We start from the raw sequence: 15726 nt of genomic DNA, 5'->3' as shown, positions 1-15726 counted from the left end.
ATTTGGAGAGGAACCGATGTGTCTCTGCTAGCCACCACACCAGTGGAACCGGGCACCGTGTACGGCCGCCGCTGGGCCGCGCTCGCCGTGCTGTGCCTGAGCGTGCTGATCGGCGTCATGACGAATACGTCGCTGATCGTCGCCGCGCCCGATATGACCCTCGATCTGGGTCTGTCCAGCCAGGACCTGCAGTGGGTCGTGGACGCCTACACCATCCCGTACGCCGCCCTGATGCTGCTCATGGGCGCGATCGGCGACAAGTACAGCCGCCGCGGCATGCTCATCGTCGGCCTGGCCGTCTTCGCGGCCGGAGCGGTGCTCGGGTCGGCCGTCGACAGTGCCGGCTGGGTGATCGCCGCGCGAGCGATCATGGGGACCGGAGCGGCGATGATCATGCCCGCGACGTTGTCGCTGCTCGTCGCGACCTTCCCGAAACGGGAACGTGCCACGGCGATTACGATCTGGACCGCTACCACCGGGCTCGCGATCGCGGTCGGCCCGCTGGTGGCGGGCTGGCTGCTCACCGGCCACGGCTGGGCGTCGACGTTCCTGATCAACGTTCCCATCGCGGTCGTGTCGATCGTCGCCGCGCTGATCGTGGTTCCGCCGTCCCGGGCGCACACGACACAGCGGTTGGACCTGATGGGCGGCGGCCTGTCTGTCGTCGCGGTCGCGGCGCTGGTTTACATGATCATCGAAGGTCCGCGCAACGGCTGGCACACCTCCGCGGTGCTCGCCGGTGTGGTGGCCGCTTTCGCGGCTGCGGGGTTCGTCGCGTGGGAACTGCGGCACCCCAACCCGATGCTCGATATCCGCAAATTCCGCGATCGCGCCTTCGCGGGTGCGAATCTCGCTGTGCTGCTGTTCTTCCTGGCCGCTTTCGGTGCGATCTACTACGTCACGCAGCATCTGCAGTTCGTGCTCGGATACGACGCCCTCGCCACCGGCGTGCGGCTGCTGCCGCTGGCGGGCGCGGTGTTCGTCGGCTCGGCGATCACCGGCGTGCTGAGGCCGCGCCTCGGGCTCCGGACGATGGTGGTGGCCGGCATGCTGCTGGGCGTCCTCGCGCTGGTCGCCTTGATCCGGGTCGACGCCGAGTCCGGCTACGCGGCGTTCGCCGGCCCGCTGGTGCTGATGGGCCTGGCCATCGGCCTGAGTGTCTCCCCGGCCACCGACACGATCATGGATGCCTTCCCGGAGCGGTTGCTCGGCGTGGGTGGCGCGGTGAACGACACCTCGGTGGAGCTGGGTGGCACGCTCGGCATCGCGATCCTCGGCTCCCTGCTCGGCACCGCCTACGGCGACGAGATAGCCCCGCTCGTCACCGGCCGCATGCCCGCCGAAGCCGCCGCCGCGGCACAGGACTCCATCGGCGGCGCGCTGGCCGTGGCCCAGCGGATCGACGAGGCAGGCATGCATCAACAGGCAGCACAACTGGTGTCCGCCGCCGATGCCGCCTTCGCCCACGCGGTCTCACACACCAGCCTGATCGCGGCGATCGTGCTGGCGATCGGCACCCTCGCCGTCGCCGCGCTGCTTCCCGGCAAGCACAAGAACGCCCCCGCCGTCCATTCCAGTGCGATCAAGGAAGAGATCACTGTCGGTTGACGCGGTCCGAACCCCGACCCCGCGGCCGGTCGCCATTTCTCGCTCCCCGCGCTGCCGGGGTTGTGCTTTCATCGCCAAAGTCGCTGATATGGCATGGGGCGCAACGCTTCCCGCATGTCTTGATCGATTTGGATAGTCGCCACTCCCATTTGACACACTGCCTTCGCGAAGGTGTGCGCTGCGACGGACTCGGCCCGGTAGTGCATCGGCGGCCAACCCGGGAATCGTACTGTGACATGGCATTGCATTGCTTCGGCCCTACGGGTGCGGTCGGGTGCGGATGTGGGACTGCCCTGGTGTGGCTCGGGCGCCGGTCGAATCACACCTTCTCGGTGTGCTGCTGTCTTCCGGGACGATCGCCGCTTCCCCCGGCCAGGAGCGGAACAAGTACGGCGGCGACTGCCAGGTGCATGAGGGCGAGTGTGGCTTTGGCGCCGCCGGACGCCTCGACGTACGCCATGGGCAGGAGCGACACCAGCAACACCGTGACGGCCAGTCGGGTCCAGACCCTCGGGGCCCGGTCACTCCAGCGGTCCAACCACTTCCGTGTCGCTGCGGCGAGCAGGGCGACGACGAGCGTGCTCCCCGCGACGAGAGGCAGGCCGACTACCTGGGCCTGCCGTCCGTCGCGGGTATCGACGCGAAGTTCGACGCCGAGGCTGTGGGCTGCGGCCCACAGCAGGACTGTGGCCAGGACGGCGCCGCCGACCGCGTATACATGGCGCAGCGGGCTCGGGTTGATCTGGCGGGTGGACGACATCAGGGCACTCCATCGAAGGTCGGGGACGGTCTTGCCTGGGCTCGGGCGCCGCGGCGAAGTCTGGATGGCACGCCGGTTCCGGCGAGCAGGCGGTCGAGACGAGCGGGCCACCCGGGCGTCGCGGCGTGCGAGCATTCCGTTCATTCGCCCTCCAGAATCGGGAGGAGCAGGCGTGAGCTGGAGTGCACCGTGTTGATGCCCGCCGTTCCGACGGGAGCGTGACTGAACAGCAGCATGGGCTGGAAATCCTTGCGATTGTCGTCGCTGGTGAGGATCAGCCGGATGCGGTGCCCGCGCCGGAATCGGCGGGCATTGGCCACCAACGGGATACGGTAGGCGACCGGCTCGCCCGGAGGGACGGGAATCCGCTCCCGCAGCGTGAGGGCGGGGCGGCCCGTCTCACTCGCGTCCTCGTCGACGTGGCGCATGCCGGCGCGCAGCCAGCCCTGGGTGATGTCGGAGGTCCTGCCGTCGGGGCCGACGTCTTGCAGGAGCAGGATCCATGCCGTGTCGGTCGCGCTACTGGTGGCGGTAAGCCGCAGTTCGGGGTGGCCGACCATGTCGATGTCATCGGGAAGGGGGTCGCTGGTCCAACTGAGCTGTGCCGGCATGGAGTTCGCGCCGTCGGTGGCGTAACTGCGTTCACCCGGCCGCTCGTCGGCCGTCAGCGAGCCGTCGGCGCCGAGGGCCAGAGCGACGTGGGTGGCCTGCGGGGGCCAGACGTCGGCGGTGCGCCACTGTTCCGCCCCGGGTAGCCAGTAGCGGATGGCGGGACCTTCGAGGATGCCGGTGTCCCTGTCCTTGAGCCAGTGGTCGAACCAGGCGAGGGCCTCGATGTGCATGCTCTCCCAAGGCCAGGGCAGGCTGTGATCCCCGAGCATGGCCATGCGCACGTGCGGGTTGTGCGCGAGCGCGTCCCTGGCTCGGAAGAGGCCCGTGAGGTGGAGGGGGACGTTGGACCACTCGCCGCCGAGGTAGACGGGGATGTCGACATCGGCGAGCGGTCCGGTCAGGTCACGGTCGTCCCACCACGCGTCCCGAGTGGGGTGATCGGTGAGCACGGCCTCGAGCAGGTCGTTCCATGGGTGGGCGGCGTGGCGGAAGCGGCTGACCAGCCGCAGGCCACGGGTTGCCTGGACGCCGTCGGTCCGGCTGAACCGCCGGTGGACGGCCGGGACGGCGAGCAATCGGCGCAGGAGACGGGACAGGCCCTTGCGATAGAGGCGGTCGCCGTGGGCGGACAGGACGCCGAGGGCATGGAACCAGGGGATGATGAAGGCTTCGCTCAACAGGCCGTTGTGGTAGGCGGCTTCCCGTGCGCCGACCGTGACGTTGAAGGGGAACAGCGCCTTCAGGTGCGGCGGGCGCTGGGTGGCCGCCTCCAACTGGGTCATGGCGTAGTAGCTGATGCCGATCATGCCCACGTTCCCGTCGCACCAGGGCTGCCCGGCGACCCATTCGACGAGGTCGTACAGGTCCTCGCGCTCTTGCCCGTCGAAGAAGGTGTAGGCGCCGCCGGAACCGACCGTGCCGCGGAGGTTGGCGATGACGTGGGCATAGCCGCGCGGCACCCAGAAGTCGCTGGCGCCTGCCTCGATGAAGGCCGCCGGGGCGCCGAGGTCCTGCAACTGGCGGGGGTAGGGGGCCGCCGCGATGAGGGCGGGGAACCTGCCCTCCGCGTCGGGCCGGTGGATGTCGGCCAGGAGCTCGGTGCCGTCGCGGACCGGGACGGGCACATTGTCTTCCCGCGTCATCTCATGAAGGACCGGAGACAGGTTGCGGTACTGACGACCGGTGGTCTGCGGTCCGTTCATCCGACGTTGACCGGGCTCCACTCCAGCGGCCTTGTATCGCGCCATGACACTCTCATTTCCACACGTACGGAAATTAACTGCCCTTACCGTACGCGCGGCGGCACGCCGGGAGCAAGAGTAATTTCCATACGGCGTGAAAATACGTCCGGCAGGGAGGAGGGCCGGTCATGAGCCGGGCCGAGCTATTGCGGCGCGAATGCCGTCTCCATCAAGACGGGTGCGAGAGGTCGTCACGCGGGGCCTCTGCGCCCTGACAGGGGAGGTCTCACGCAGGAGGGGTATCGGGCAGTGCTAGCGGTCGACGGTCTGCGCCGAAACAGTCGAGCTTGCGGTGACGCCCACCGCCCCGAGCGGTCGCTCGTGGTCATGGATGTCCTCGCCGAGGGCGCCCGTGAGGTAGTGCTGCACAGTCGGCGCGATCAGGCGGACGACCTGCTCCGAGGGCATAGCGGCGATGCGGTCGATCCCCCAGACATAACGCGTCATCGCCAGGCCGACGATCTGTGTGGCGACCAGATCCGAGCGCAGCTCGGCCTCGTCGTGCGGAAGGCTGGCCGACACCACTTGCAGGACGAGCGCGGAGAAGACCGAACGGAGGCGCTCCATGGCGAAGGGCTCGTGACTGGCCGCGAGGATGATCGAGCGCAGGACCTCCGAGGTGGCCGGGTCGTCCCACATGCGCAGCGCCGCCTCCACGAAGGCTCGTCCGCGCTGCTCGAGTGGCACTCGGGCGGCCTCCGCGATGCCGGCGCCGAAGGCTTCCGGCGGCTCCAGCGCCGCCTTCAGCAATCCGGCCTTGTTGGAGAAGTAGTAGTTCACCAGGGTGGGGTCCACATCGGCGTCCCTGGCCACCGACCGCAACGAGGTTCCGTTGTAACCCCGCTCGGCGAAGGACTTGCGGGCCACCGCCAAGATGCGGTCCGCTTGCGCGCCGCGTTCCCCCCGCGGACCCCTTCCCGCTCGTACCGCCATGCCCCAGTGCCCTCTTTCGCCTGCCGCGCGAGCGCGCGTGATGCCTGCCGATAGCGTTCAGCGGCAGCTGAAACATATTTCACTATACCGTGAAATTAATCTCGGCGATAAGGCCGCGCTCGAGCGGTCCTCGGACGCGGGGTCTCCCCGTTCGGGTTGAGCACGGTCGCCGAAGGCGCGGACCCTCAGCGGGACACCCCGTGCAGGATGAGGGTGTGCTCGATGCAGCGCGCGATGAATTCGTCGTCGAGCGGACCATCGACCACCAAGCGCGGTCCGCGTGGCCGCCTCCGAGGCGGAGAGTCCGCGGGCAGGCAATGCGATGACGGCGTGTCCGTCCGGTGACCTTCGGGTCGGCACCACTCCGGCATCGAGTGGGATCAGCTCCAGTCGGGTGCCCGGCCGACACTCGAGCGCAGTGCCGGTGTGCTTGTCGAGGACGCAACCTTCGTTGCCGCCGATGGACAGATAGGGGACATCGCCGTCGCCGGTACGAACCACGCGGTTCGTGACCTGCGGTACGTAAACGATTATCTGCAACGCCGCCTGCGGCGGGGTGACCGGCGCGATCAACGCCAACCGCCTGTGCCAGCAAACATTTCGCAGGGGTCAAGGTTGGGGCGGTCCGGCAGATGGGCCAGGAATAGGAACAGGTCAGAGCAGTTTTTCCGGGGGTGCTTCTGGGTGTGAAGGTGCACTACGACACCCGGCTCGGGAAAGCGTCACGACTGACGGGAATCTGTGCGCGAGAGGGGACTTGAACCCCTACGTCCGTGGACACCAGAACCTAAATCTGGCGCGTCTGCCAATTTCGCCACTCGCGCTTGATGGTACGACCGTCCAAACTCTACCGGGCCAAACGGTCATAGCGAAGCATTGGGTTGGCGTGGCGTACTCGTCAGTAACCCCACCTGGGATTATAACGATTTGGTGAACCTCAATATGAGGGGCACTCATGTTTCGTACGTGTTGGTAACCCGATGGACCAGCGGGTTCAAACATGAGGCGGAGTCATGTTCACCACTATTCTGGTACGTACGTACGGAAATACTCCTAAGTAACGGCCACGCCCGGAGGCAAACGTGAGGATTTCCTCATGATTTTGTGTCATCCTCGCCCCTATCAGGCCGATCACCCGCGATCACTCGTGAACCGGTAGGGACCGGCGTGTCGCCGAGGCATGTCGCATGGAGAAGGAAGTCGAAGCGTCTTGACGATCAACGAGAGCACCAAGACCGAGTCCGGACAGAGCACGAAGGTGGTTGCCGCCGCCGGGAAGGCCGCGTCGGGCGGGGCGCGGTCGCCGCTGTTGGATCGTCTGCTCGGCGGCGTGCCGTACGCGCTCGCCTTCGGTGGGCAGGGCGCGCAGTGGCTGCGTGAACTGGAGGAGATCGGGCGCGACAGCGCGCTGGAGCCGGAGCTGACCGCGCTGGTCAACGAGGCGGCCACGTTGCTCGAGCCGGTCGCGGCGCAATTGCTGGTGGTTCGTCCCGTCGGTTTCGATCCCATCGGGTGGATGCTCGAGAACGAGCTCGCCGACGGTGACGAGGCTGAGGCGTCCGCGGCTCCGTCCGAAGCGGTGCTGCGCTCGGCGGCGGTGTCCATGCCTGGTGTGCTGCTGACCCAGGTGGCGGCCGTGCGTGCGCTGCGGCTGCAAGGTCTGGATCCGGCCGAGCATGCGCCGGTCGCGATCGTCGGGCACTCGCAGGGCCTGCTCGCCGCCGCCGCGGTGGAAGCCGGTGGCGCCCGCGACGCCGAGCTGCTCGCGGTGGCCCAGATGATCGGCGCCGCAGCTGGTTTGGTGGCGCGCAGGCGTGGGCTGATGCCGGTGGGCGAGCGCTCGCCGATGGTCGCGGTGTCCAATGTCGATCCCGAGCAGTTGCGCGCCGTGGTGGCCGAGGTGTGCGCGGGAGACGATCCCGCCGACGCCGTGGTGGTCTCGATCCGCAACGGACGTCGGCGCGCGGTGCTGTCCGGACCGCCCGCACAGTTGGAGCGGGTGCGGCAGCGGTGTGGGCAGATCCACGACGAGCAGGCGCGTGAGCGCGACGCCAAGGTGCGCGGCGGCTCGGTGTTCGCTCCGGTCTTCGAGGACGTGGCCGTCGACGTGGCGTTCCACCACCCGGCGCTGGCCGACACCGTCGACCTGGTGAGCAGCTGGGCCACCCAGTGTGGCCTGGACGCGGAACTGGCGGGTGAGCTGGCGCGGCAGATCCTGGTCGATCCGATCGACTGGGTGGAGGTCGTCGATGGCGTGATCGCCGCAGGCGCGGAGTGGATTCTGGACCTCGGCCCCGGTGATCTGCTCTCCCGCGTCACGGGCGGCACGCTGAAGGGCACCGGCCTCGGCATCGTCGCGGCCGCGACCCGCGCCGGCCAGCGCAGCCTGCTCACTCCCGGCGCCGCGCCGGAGCCGGCGACCCCGTGGTCGGCGTTCGCGCCGCGGCCGGTGCGGCTGCCCAACGGGCGCATCGTGGTCGAGACCGCGTTCACCAAGCTGACCGGGCGCTCGCCGATCCTGCTCGCGGGCATGACCCCGACCACGGTCGACGCGAAGATCGTGGCGGCCGCGGCGAACGCGGGCCACTGGGCGGAGCTGGCCGGTGGCGGACAGGTCACCGAGCAGATCTTCGCCGACCGGGTGGCCGAGCTGAAGAAGCTGCTGCATCCGGGGCGCTCGGTGCAGTTCAATTCCTTGTTCCTCGATCCCTACCTGTGGAAGCTCCAGCTCGGCGGCAAGCGGCTGGTGCAGCGGGCCCGTGCGGCGGGCGCCCCGTTCGACGGCGTCATCGTGACCGCGGGCATTCCGGAGCTGGAGGAAGCCGTCGCGCTGATCCAGGAACTCACCGAGGTCGGGATCAGCCATGTCGCGTTCAAGCCGGGCACCGTCGCCCAGATCCGGGCCGTGCTTCGCATCGCCGACGAGGTGCCGGACTACCCGGTGATCATGCACATCGAGGGCGGCAAGGCCGGTGGTCACCACTCCTGGGAGGACCTGGACAACCTGCTGCTGGAGACCTACGCCGAGCTGCGCAACCGCGCCAACGTGGTGGTGTGCGTCGGCGGCGGCATCGGAACCCCCGAGCGCGCGACGGAGTACCTCACCGGCCAGTGGGCGGTGCGGCACGGCTACCCGGTGATGCCGCTGGACGGCGTTCTGGTCGGCACCGCGGCCATGGCCACGCTGGAAGCCACCACCGCGCCGGAGGTCAAGCAACTGCTCGTGGACACACCCGGCACCCCGGACTGGGTCGGTGCGGGCACCGCGTCCGGCGGCATGGCCTCGGGTCGCAGCCAGCTGGGCGCCGACATCCACGAGATCGACAACGCCGCTTCGCGCACCGGCCGGCTGCTGGACGAGGTGGCGGGTGACGCCGACGCCGTCGCGGCGCGCAGGGACGAGATCATCGCGGCGCTGAACGCCACGGCCAAGCCGTACTTCGGCGACCTGGGCACCATGACCTACCAGGAGTGGCTGGAGCGCTACGTCGAGCTCGCCGTCGGCCTGGACCGCCGCAAGGACTTCGACTGCGGCAGCGACCTGGGCGACGCGATCGCGGAGGCCACCCGTTCGGTGTGGCTGGACATCACCTGGCGCGACCGGTTCGCGGAGATGGTGCGCCGCACCGAGTCCCGGCTGCACCCGGCCGACCGCGGCGAGATCCCCACGCTGTTCGCCAGCGACGACGACTTCGAGGACCCGGTCGGCGTGCTGTGCGCGCTGAAGGACGCCTACCCCGCCACGGCGCGGACGCTGCTGCACCCGGCCGACGTCCCGTTCTTCATCGCGTTGTGCAAGACCCCTGGCAAGCCGGTGAACTTCGTTCCGGTCGTCGACGGCGACGTGCGCCGCTGGTGGCGCTCGGATTCGCTGTGGCAGGCGCACGATCCGCGCTACTCGGCCGATCAGGTGTGCGTCATTCCCGGCACGGTCTCGGTGGCGGGCATCACCCGGGTCGACGAGCCGGTCGGCGAGTTGCTCGACCGCTTCGAACAGGACACCGCGTACTCCCTGGTGCGCGCGGGCGTGGCGCCGGCCCCGGTGGACGCGCGCCGCACGGCGGGCGTCACCGCCGGTCCGATCGACGCCGTGCTCGCCGCCCCCGACGTGCAGTGGGCCGGGCGCACCGCGATCAACCCGGTGCACCGGCTCGGCGACCTGGCCGAGTGGGTCGTCGACGGGAAGGGCGCGGTGCATCCGCCCAGCGGCGCGACGCTGGTCGAGACCACCGGCCCGGAGCCGGAGCACGCCTACGTGGAACTGACCGTCCCGCTGCTGGCAGGCAACGCGGTCCGCATTCGGCTCACCGTGCCGACCTCGGTCTACAACGGCGGCGCCCCGGTCGTCACCGAGGCCGACGCCGACGAGGCCATGTCCGCGCTGCTCGCGGTCGCGGCGGGCCAGGACCTGCCCGAGGTCAAGGGCAAGGTCGCCCACGTGAACCTGGCCTGGACGCCGGACCTGATCGCCGATCACGCCGGGGTCACCGGCTCCGGTCTGCCCGCCGCGCTGAGCACGCTCGGCCGCACCGTGCCCGACGTGCTGGTCGGCGCGTGCTGGCCCGCCGTGTTCGCGGTGCTCGGGGCGACCAGGACCGCGCGGGGCGAGAGTGTCATCGAGGGCATGCTCGACCTGGTCCACCTGGACCACCAGGTGCATCTCGCCGGTGCGCTGCCCGCCGAGACCAGCGTGCTGGCGGTGCGCGCGGAGGCGGGGGAGACCGTCGACACCGACCTCGGCCGCGTGGTCGAGGTGCACGTGCGGATCACCGCCATGCTGGACAAGCCGGAGACCGGGATGTCGATGCCGGTGCTGGCCACCCTCACCGAGCGATTCGCGATCCGCGGACGCACCGGCGCGGGCGAACTCGCCGATCCGCCGCGCGCGGCGGGCACGGTGTCCGACGCCGCCACCGACACCCCGCGCCGGCGTCGCCGCGACGTCACGATCGTGGCTCCGCGCAGCATGCACGCCTTCGCCGCCGTCTCCGGCGACCACAACCCGATCCACACCAGCGATGCCGCCGCCAAGCTCGCCGGGCTCGGCGGTCCGATCGTGCACGGCATGTGGCTGTCGGCGGCCGCGCAGCACGTCGTATCGGCGGTGGATCCGGCGAGTTCGGTACCCGCGCGGACGCTGACCGCATGGACCACCCGGTTCCTGGGCATGGTCCGCCCCGGCGCGCAGATCGATGTGCGCGTCGAGCGGGTCGCGCTCGACGCCGGCAGCGAGATCGTCGAGGTCTCCTGCCGCACCGAAGGCGAGCTGGTGATGACCGCCACCGGTCGCACCGCGGCGCCGAAGACCGTCTACGCCTTCCCCGGCCAGGGCATCCAGCGCAAGGGGATGGGGCTGGACGCCCGCTCCCGGTCGAAGGCGGCCAAGGAGATCTGGGACCGCGCCGACAAGCACACCCGTGCGGCGCTGGGCTTCTCGATTCTCGCCGTGGTGCGGGACAACCCGACCTACCTGAAGGCGCGCGGCGTCGAGCACCGGCACCCGGACGGCGTGCTGCACCTGACCCAGTTCACCCAGGTCGCCATGGCGACCCTCGGCGTCGCCCAGATGGCGGAGCTGCGCGAGTCCGGCGCGTTCGTCGAGGGCGCGCTGCTCGCGGGCCACTCGGTGGGCGAGTACAACGCGCTGGCCGCCGTCGCCGGAGTGCTGCCGCTGGAGGCGGTGCTCGAGGTGGTGTTCCAGCGCGGTTCCGCGATGCACGAGCTGGTGCCGCGGGACGCGCAGGGACGCAGCGACTACCGGATGGCCGCGATCCGCCCCTCGCAGATCGGACTGCCCGACGCGGAGGTCGTCGACTTCGTCAAGGAAGTCGGGGATCGGGTCGGGGAGTTCCTCGAGGTGGTCAACCTGAACCTGCGCGGTTCGCAGTACGCGATCGCGGGCACGGTGGCCGGGCTGAACGCCCTGGAGGTGGAGATCGACCGCCGCCGTGCGGAGTTCGGTGGCAAGCGCGCCTTCATCCTGGTCCCCGGCATCGATGTGCCGTTCCACTCGACGGTGCTGCGCAAGGGCGTTCCGGAGTTCCGGCAGAAGCTCGAGCAGCTGCTGCCGGTGGACTTGGACCCGGCGACCCTGGTCGGCCGCTACATCCCGAACCTGGTGCCGAGGCTGTTCTCGCTGGAGCGGGCGTTCGTGCAGGAGATCGCGGACCTGGTGCCGTCCGAGCCGCTCACCGAGGTGCTGGCCGACTTCGACAGCTGGGCGGCGCGGCCGGTCGATCTGTGCCGCGTGGTGCTGATCGAGTTGCTCGCGTGGCAGTTCGCCAGCCCGGTGCGCTGGATCGAGACCCAGGACCTGCTGTTCACCGACCCCGCGCAGGGTGGGCTCGGAGTGGAGCGGTTCGTCGAGATCGGTCTCGGCGCTACGCCGACGGTGGCCAACTTGGCCAGCCAGACGCTGAAGCTGCCCGCGTTCGGCGGGGCCAAGGTCGAGGTGCTAAACATCGAGCGCGAGGCGGCGATCGTCTACGCGACCGACACCGATCCCGCCCCGGTCGACGAACCGGTGGACGAGCCCGCCGCCGCCGCGGCTCCGGCAGCGGCCGTCGCCGCCGCCCCCGTGGCCGCACCCGCGCCGAGTTCGGGCGGACCGCGTCCGGACGACATCGCCTTCACCGCCGCCGACGCCACGCGCGTGCTGATCGCGCTGTGGACCAAGCTGCGGCTGGACCAGATCGGCCCGGTGGACACCATCGAGGGCCTGTGCGACGGCGTGTCGTCCCGCCGCAACCAGTTGCTGGTCGACCTCGGCTCCGAGCTGTCGCTCGGTGCGATCGACGGCGCGGCCGACGCCGACATGGGCGCGCTGTCGGCGACGGTGGAGCGGCTCGCCCGCACCTACCGTCCGTTCGGCACGGTGCTCACCGACGCCATCGGCGACCATCTGCGCAAGGTGTTCGGTCCGTCCGGCAAGCGACCGGCCGCCATCGCGGACCGGGTCAAGAAGGTCTGGGAACTCGGTGACGGGTGGGCCAGCCACGTGACCGCCGAGGTGTCGCTCGGCACCAGGGAAGGCACCAGCGTGCGCGGCGGCGACCTGGGCGGGCTGGTCTCCGGCGCGCTGAGCGACGCCGCCTCGGTCGACGCGGCCATCGACGCCGCCGTGCAGGCCGTCGCGGCCCGCCGCGGGGTCGCGGTGTCGCTGCCGTCGGCGGGCGGCGGTGGCGGTGCGACCGTCGACGCCGCCGCGCTGGGCGAGTTCACCGAGCAGATCACCGGTCGCGACGGCGTGCTGGCCACGGCCGCGCGCGTCGTGCTCGAACAGCTCGGTTTGTCCGAGCGCGTGTCGGCGCCGGAAGTCACCGAGGACTCCCTGGTCGATCTGGTGTCGGCCGAACTCGGTTCGGACTGGCCGCGTCTGGTCGCGCCCGCGTTCGACGCCCGCAAGGCGGTGCTGCTGGACGACCGGTGGGCGACGGCGCGCGAGGATCTGGCCCGGCTATGGCTCGCCGACGACGCGGGCAGCGCCAACGGGCCGGTCACCGGGTTCATCGGCGCTGGTGAAGCCGTTGCGGCGCAAGCCAATTGGTGGCGGCAGCGCGCGATGCACGAGGCGCGTTCGGTGCTGGCGGGGTTGTACGAGCGCATCGCAGAGGCGGCGCTGAGCACGGAGGAGCCCGGTCTGTGGTCCTCCGACATCGCGGTGATCACCGGGGCGAGCAAGGGATCCATCGCCGCGGCGGCGACCGGAAGGCTGCTCAGCGGTGGCGCCACGGTGGTGGTCACCACCTCGTCGCTGAACGACGAACGCCTCGCCTTCTACCGGAAGCTGTACCGCGACAACGCTCGCCACGGCGCGGCCCTGTGGGTCGTTCCCGCCAACATGGCGTCCTACCAGGACGTCGATGCCCTGATCGACTGGATCGGCAGCGAGCAGATCGACAGCGCGGGCGGCGCCAAGATCAAGATCAAGGACGCGATGACGCCCACCCTGCTGCTGCCGTTCGCGGCGCCTCGGGTGGCCGGTGACCTCGCCGACGCCGGCGCGCGCGCCGAGCTGGAGATGCGCGTGCTGCTGTGGTCGGTCGAACGGCTGATCGGCGGGCTGTCCAAGCTCGGCGCCGACCACGACGTGGACGCGAAACTGCACGTGGTGCTGCCGGGTTCGCCCAACCGCGGCATGTTCGGCGGCGACGGCGCCTACGGCGAGTCGAAGGCGGCGCTGGACGCGGTGGTCGCCAAGTGGCGGGCCGAGAAGTCGTGGTCGAGCCGGGTCACCCTGGTGCACGCGCTGATCGGCTGGGTGCGCGGCACCGGCCTGATGGGCCACAACGACCCGATGGTCGAGGCGGTCGAGAAGGCGGGCGTGCAGACCTGGTCCACCACCGAGATGGCCGACGAGCTGCTCAAGTGGTGCACCTCCAGGGCCCGTCAGGTGACCGCGAGCGGCCCGCAGCAGATCGACCTGACCGGTGGGCTGGCCAGGGCCAAGCTGGACCTGCCGGCGCTGGCCAAGCAGGCCGCGGAGCAGGCGGAGGCGGAGACCGACGCGGACGAGGGCCGCACGATCGCGGCGCTGCCCGCGCCGCCGACCGTGACCTCCGCGCTGCCGGTGCCCGAGTGGGGCGAGGTGACCGCGGACCCGGCCGACATGGTGGTCATCGTCGGCGCGGGCGAGCTCGGCCCGTACGGCTCGGCGCGCACCCGTTTCGAGATGGAGGTCTCCGACGAGCTGTCGGCGGCGGGCGTGCTGGAACTCGCCTGGACCACCGGCATGGTCACCTGGGAGAACGACCCGAAGCCCGGCTGGTACGACGCCGCGTCCGGTGACTACGTGCCCGAGCACGAGCTGGCCGAGCGTTACCACGACGCCGTCGTCGCCCGTTGCGGTGTACGCCGCTACGAGGACGACGGCGCCATGACCGACAACTCGGCCCCGCTGATGACCTCGGTCTTCCTCGACCAGGACCTGTCGTTCACGGTGGGCGGCGAGGCCGAGGCCCGCGCCTTCTACGCCGCCGACCCGGAGCACACGGTGATCACGCCGGTCGAGGGCTCCGGCGACTGGACGGTGACGCGCAAGGCGGGCACCGAGATCCGCGTGCCGCGCCGGGCGAAGCTCTCGCGCACCGTCGGCGGTCAGATCCCGACCGGCTGGGACCCCACCATCTGGGGTATCTCGCCCGACATGGCCGCTTCGGTGGACCGGGTCGCGCTGTGGAACATCGTCTGCACGGTGGACGCGTTCATCGGCTCCGGGTTCAGCCCCGCCGAGTTGATGAGCTGGGTGCATCCCTCGCTGGTCGCCAACACGCAGGGCACCGGCATGGGCGGCATGTCCTCGATGCGCTCGCTGTACATCGACAACCTGCTCGGCGAGTCGCGCCCGAACGACATCCTGCAGGAGGCGCTGCCGAACGTGGCGCTGGCGCACGTGGTGCAGTCCTACGTCGGCAGCTACGGCGCGATGGTGCACCCGGTGGCGGCCTGCGCCACCGCCGCGGTGTCGGTCGAGGAGGGCGTCGACAAGATCCGGCTCGGCAAGGCCGACCTGGTCGTGGCCGGTGGTTACGACGATCTCGGCATCGAGGGCATCGTCGGCTTCGGCGACATGTCGGCCACCGCGGATTCCGCGGCCATGAGCGCCAAGGGCATCAGCGACCGGTACTTCTCCCGCGCCAACGACCGCCGCCGCGGCGGATTCGTCGAATCGCAGGGCGGCGGCACGATCCTGCTGGCGCGCGGCAGCGTGGCGCTGGAGATGGGTCTGCCGGTGCTGGGCGTGGTGGCCTACGCGCAGTCCTTCGCCGACGGCGTGCACACCTCCATCCCGGCTCCCGGTCTGGGCGCGCTCGGCGCCGGTCGTGGCGGGACGGAGTCCAGGCTGGCGACCGAACTGCGCAAGCTCGGCGTCACCCCGGACGAGATCGCGGTGGTGTCCAAGCACGACACCTCGACCGCCGCCAACGACCCGAACGAGTCCGAACTGCACGAGCGTCTCGCGACGGCCATCGGACGTTCGGACGGCGCTCCGCTGTTCGTCGTCTCGCAGAAGACCCTCACCGGGCACGCGAAGGGCGGCGCGGCCGCCTTCCAGCTCATCGGCCTGTGCCAGGTGCTGGAGCAGGGCGTCATCCCGCCGAACCGCAGCCTCGACTGCGTCGACGAGAAGATGCTCGCCTTCCCGCACCTGGTGTGGCTGCGCGAACCGCTGCGCCTGGGTGGCCGCCTTCCGCTGAAGGCGGGCCTGGTCACCTCGCTCGGCTTCGGCCACGTGAACGGGTTGCTGGCGGTCGTGCACCCGGAGGCGTTCATCCAGGCCATCGAGCCGGAGCGGCGCGAGGAGTACCAGCGCAAGGCGCAGGAGCGTCAGCTGGCCGGACGGCAGCGGTTCGTGGAGGCGATGTGCGGCGGCGCTCCGCTGTACGAGCGTCCCGCGGATCGCAGGCTCGGCGGGGAGGGCACGCCGTCCCAGCGGGCGCGGCAGCTCGAAGCCGACGTGCTGCTGTCGCCGGAGGCGCGCCTCGACCAGGACGGCGCCTACCGCGCGAAGGGCATCGGATGCGCGTAACCGGAAGCGCGGCGGGGCAACTCGCCGCGCCGGGTCCGCGCGCG

General features: G+C 70.4%; 5 protein-coding genes and 1 tRNA gene. 2 read left to right on the top strand and 4 right to left on the bottom strand.

Annotated features, from left to right (window positions below):
- The first annotated feature begins 18 nt into the window (after nt 1-18).
- Nucleotides 19-1608 (top strand): MFS transporter, encoded by a 1590-nt coding sequence (locus NB3_RS14970; RefSeq protein WP_067802709.1) that lies wholly within the window; start codon nt 19-21, stop codon nt 1606-1608.
- Between the two features lie 319 nt (nt 1609-1927).
- Here the strand turns inward: NB3_RS14970 and NB3_RS14965 are convergent, their stop codons facing one another.
- From NB3_RS14965 to NB3_RS14950, 4 genes are all read right to left on the bottom strand, one after another.
- Nucleotides 1928-2368, bottom strand: coding sequence for a DUF6069 family protein (locus tag NB3_RS14965; protein ID WP_067802706.1), 441 nt, complete (start codon nt 2366-2368; stop codon nt 1928-1930).
- A 140-nt stretch (nt 2369-2508) separates the two neighbouring features.
- Nucleotides 2509-4227: a CocE/NonD family hydrolase gene (locus NB3_RS14960; protein ID WP_067802703.1), complete on the bottom strand. Its 1719-nt coding sequence runs from the start codon at nt 4225-4227 to the stop codon at nt 2509-2511.
- A 246-nt stretch (nt 4228-4473) separates the two neighbouring features.
- Complete coding sequence (locus NB3_RS14955) at nt 4474-5154, bottom strand: TetR/AcrR family transcriptional regulator (protein ID WP_084486243.1); 681 nt, start codon at nt 5152-5154, stop codon at nt 4474-4476.
- A gap of 742 nt (nt 5155-5896) precedes the next feature.
- Nucleotides 5897-5978: transfer RNA gene (locus NB3_RS14950), tRNA-Leu, on the bottom strand.
- Nucleotides 5979-6364: 386 nt separating this feature from the next.
- Between NB3_RS14950 and NB3_RS14945 the strand changes: the two genes are divergently transcribed.
- Nucleotides 6365-15682, top strand: coding sequence for a type I polyketide synthase (locus NB3_RS14945; protein ID WP_067802697.1), 9318 nt, complete (start codon nt 6365-6367; stop codon nt 15680-15682).
- Nucleotides 15683-15726 lie beyond the last annotated feature (44 nt).

Origin of the sequence: Nocardia beijingensis NBRC 16342 (genome assembly GCF_001612785.1) — a bacterium.
GTDB lineage: Bacteria > Actinomycetota > Actinomycetes > Mycobacteriales > Mycobacteriaceae > Nocardia > Nocardia beijingensis.
This window is presented reverse-complemented; position numbering and strand designations above follow the sequence as displayed.

Excerpts from the sequence above, each read along its gene's own strand:
- NB3_RS14960 (WP_067802703.1), bottom strand. The coding sequence starts at position 4,227 with ATGGCGCGATACAAGGCCGCTGGAGTGGAGCCCGGTCAACGTCGGATG.
- NB3_RS14955 (WP_084486243.1), bottom strand. The coding sequence starts at position 5,154 with ATGGCGGTACGAGCGGGAAGGGGTCCGCGGGGGGAACGCGGCGCGCAA.
- NB3_RS14965 (WP_067802706.1), bottom strand. The coding sequence starts at position 2,368 with ATGTCGTCCACCCGCCAGATCAACCCGAGCCCGCTGCGCCATGTATAC.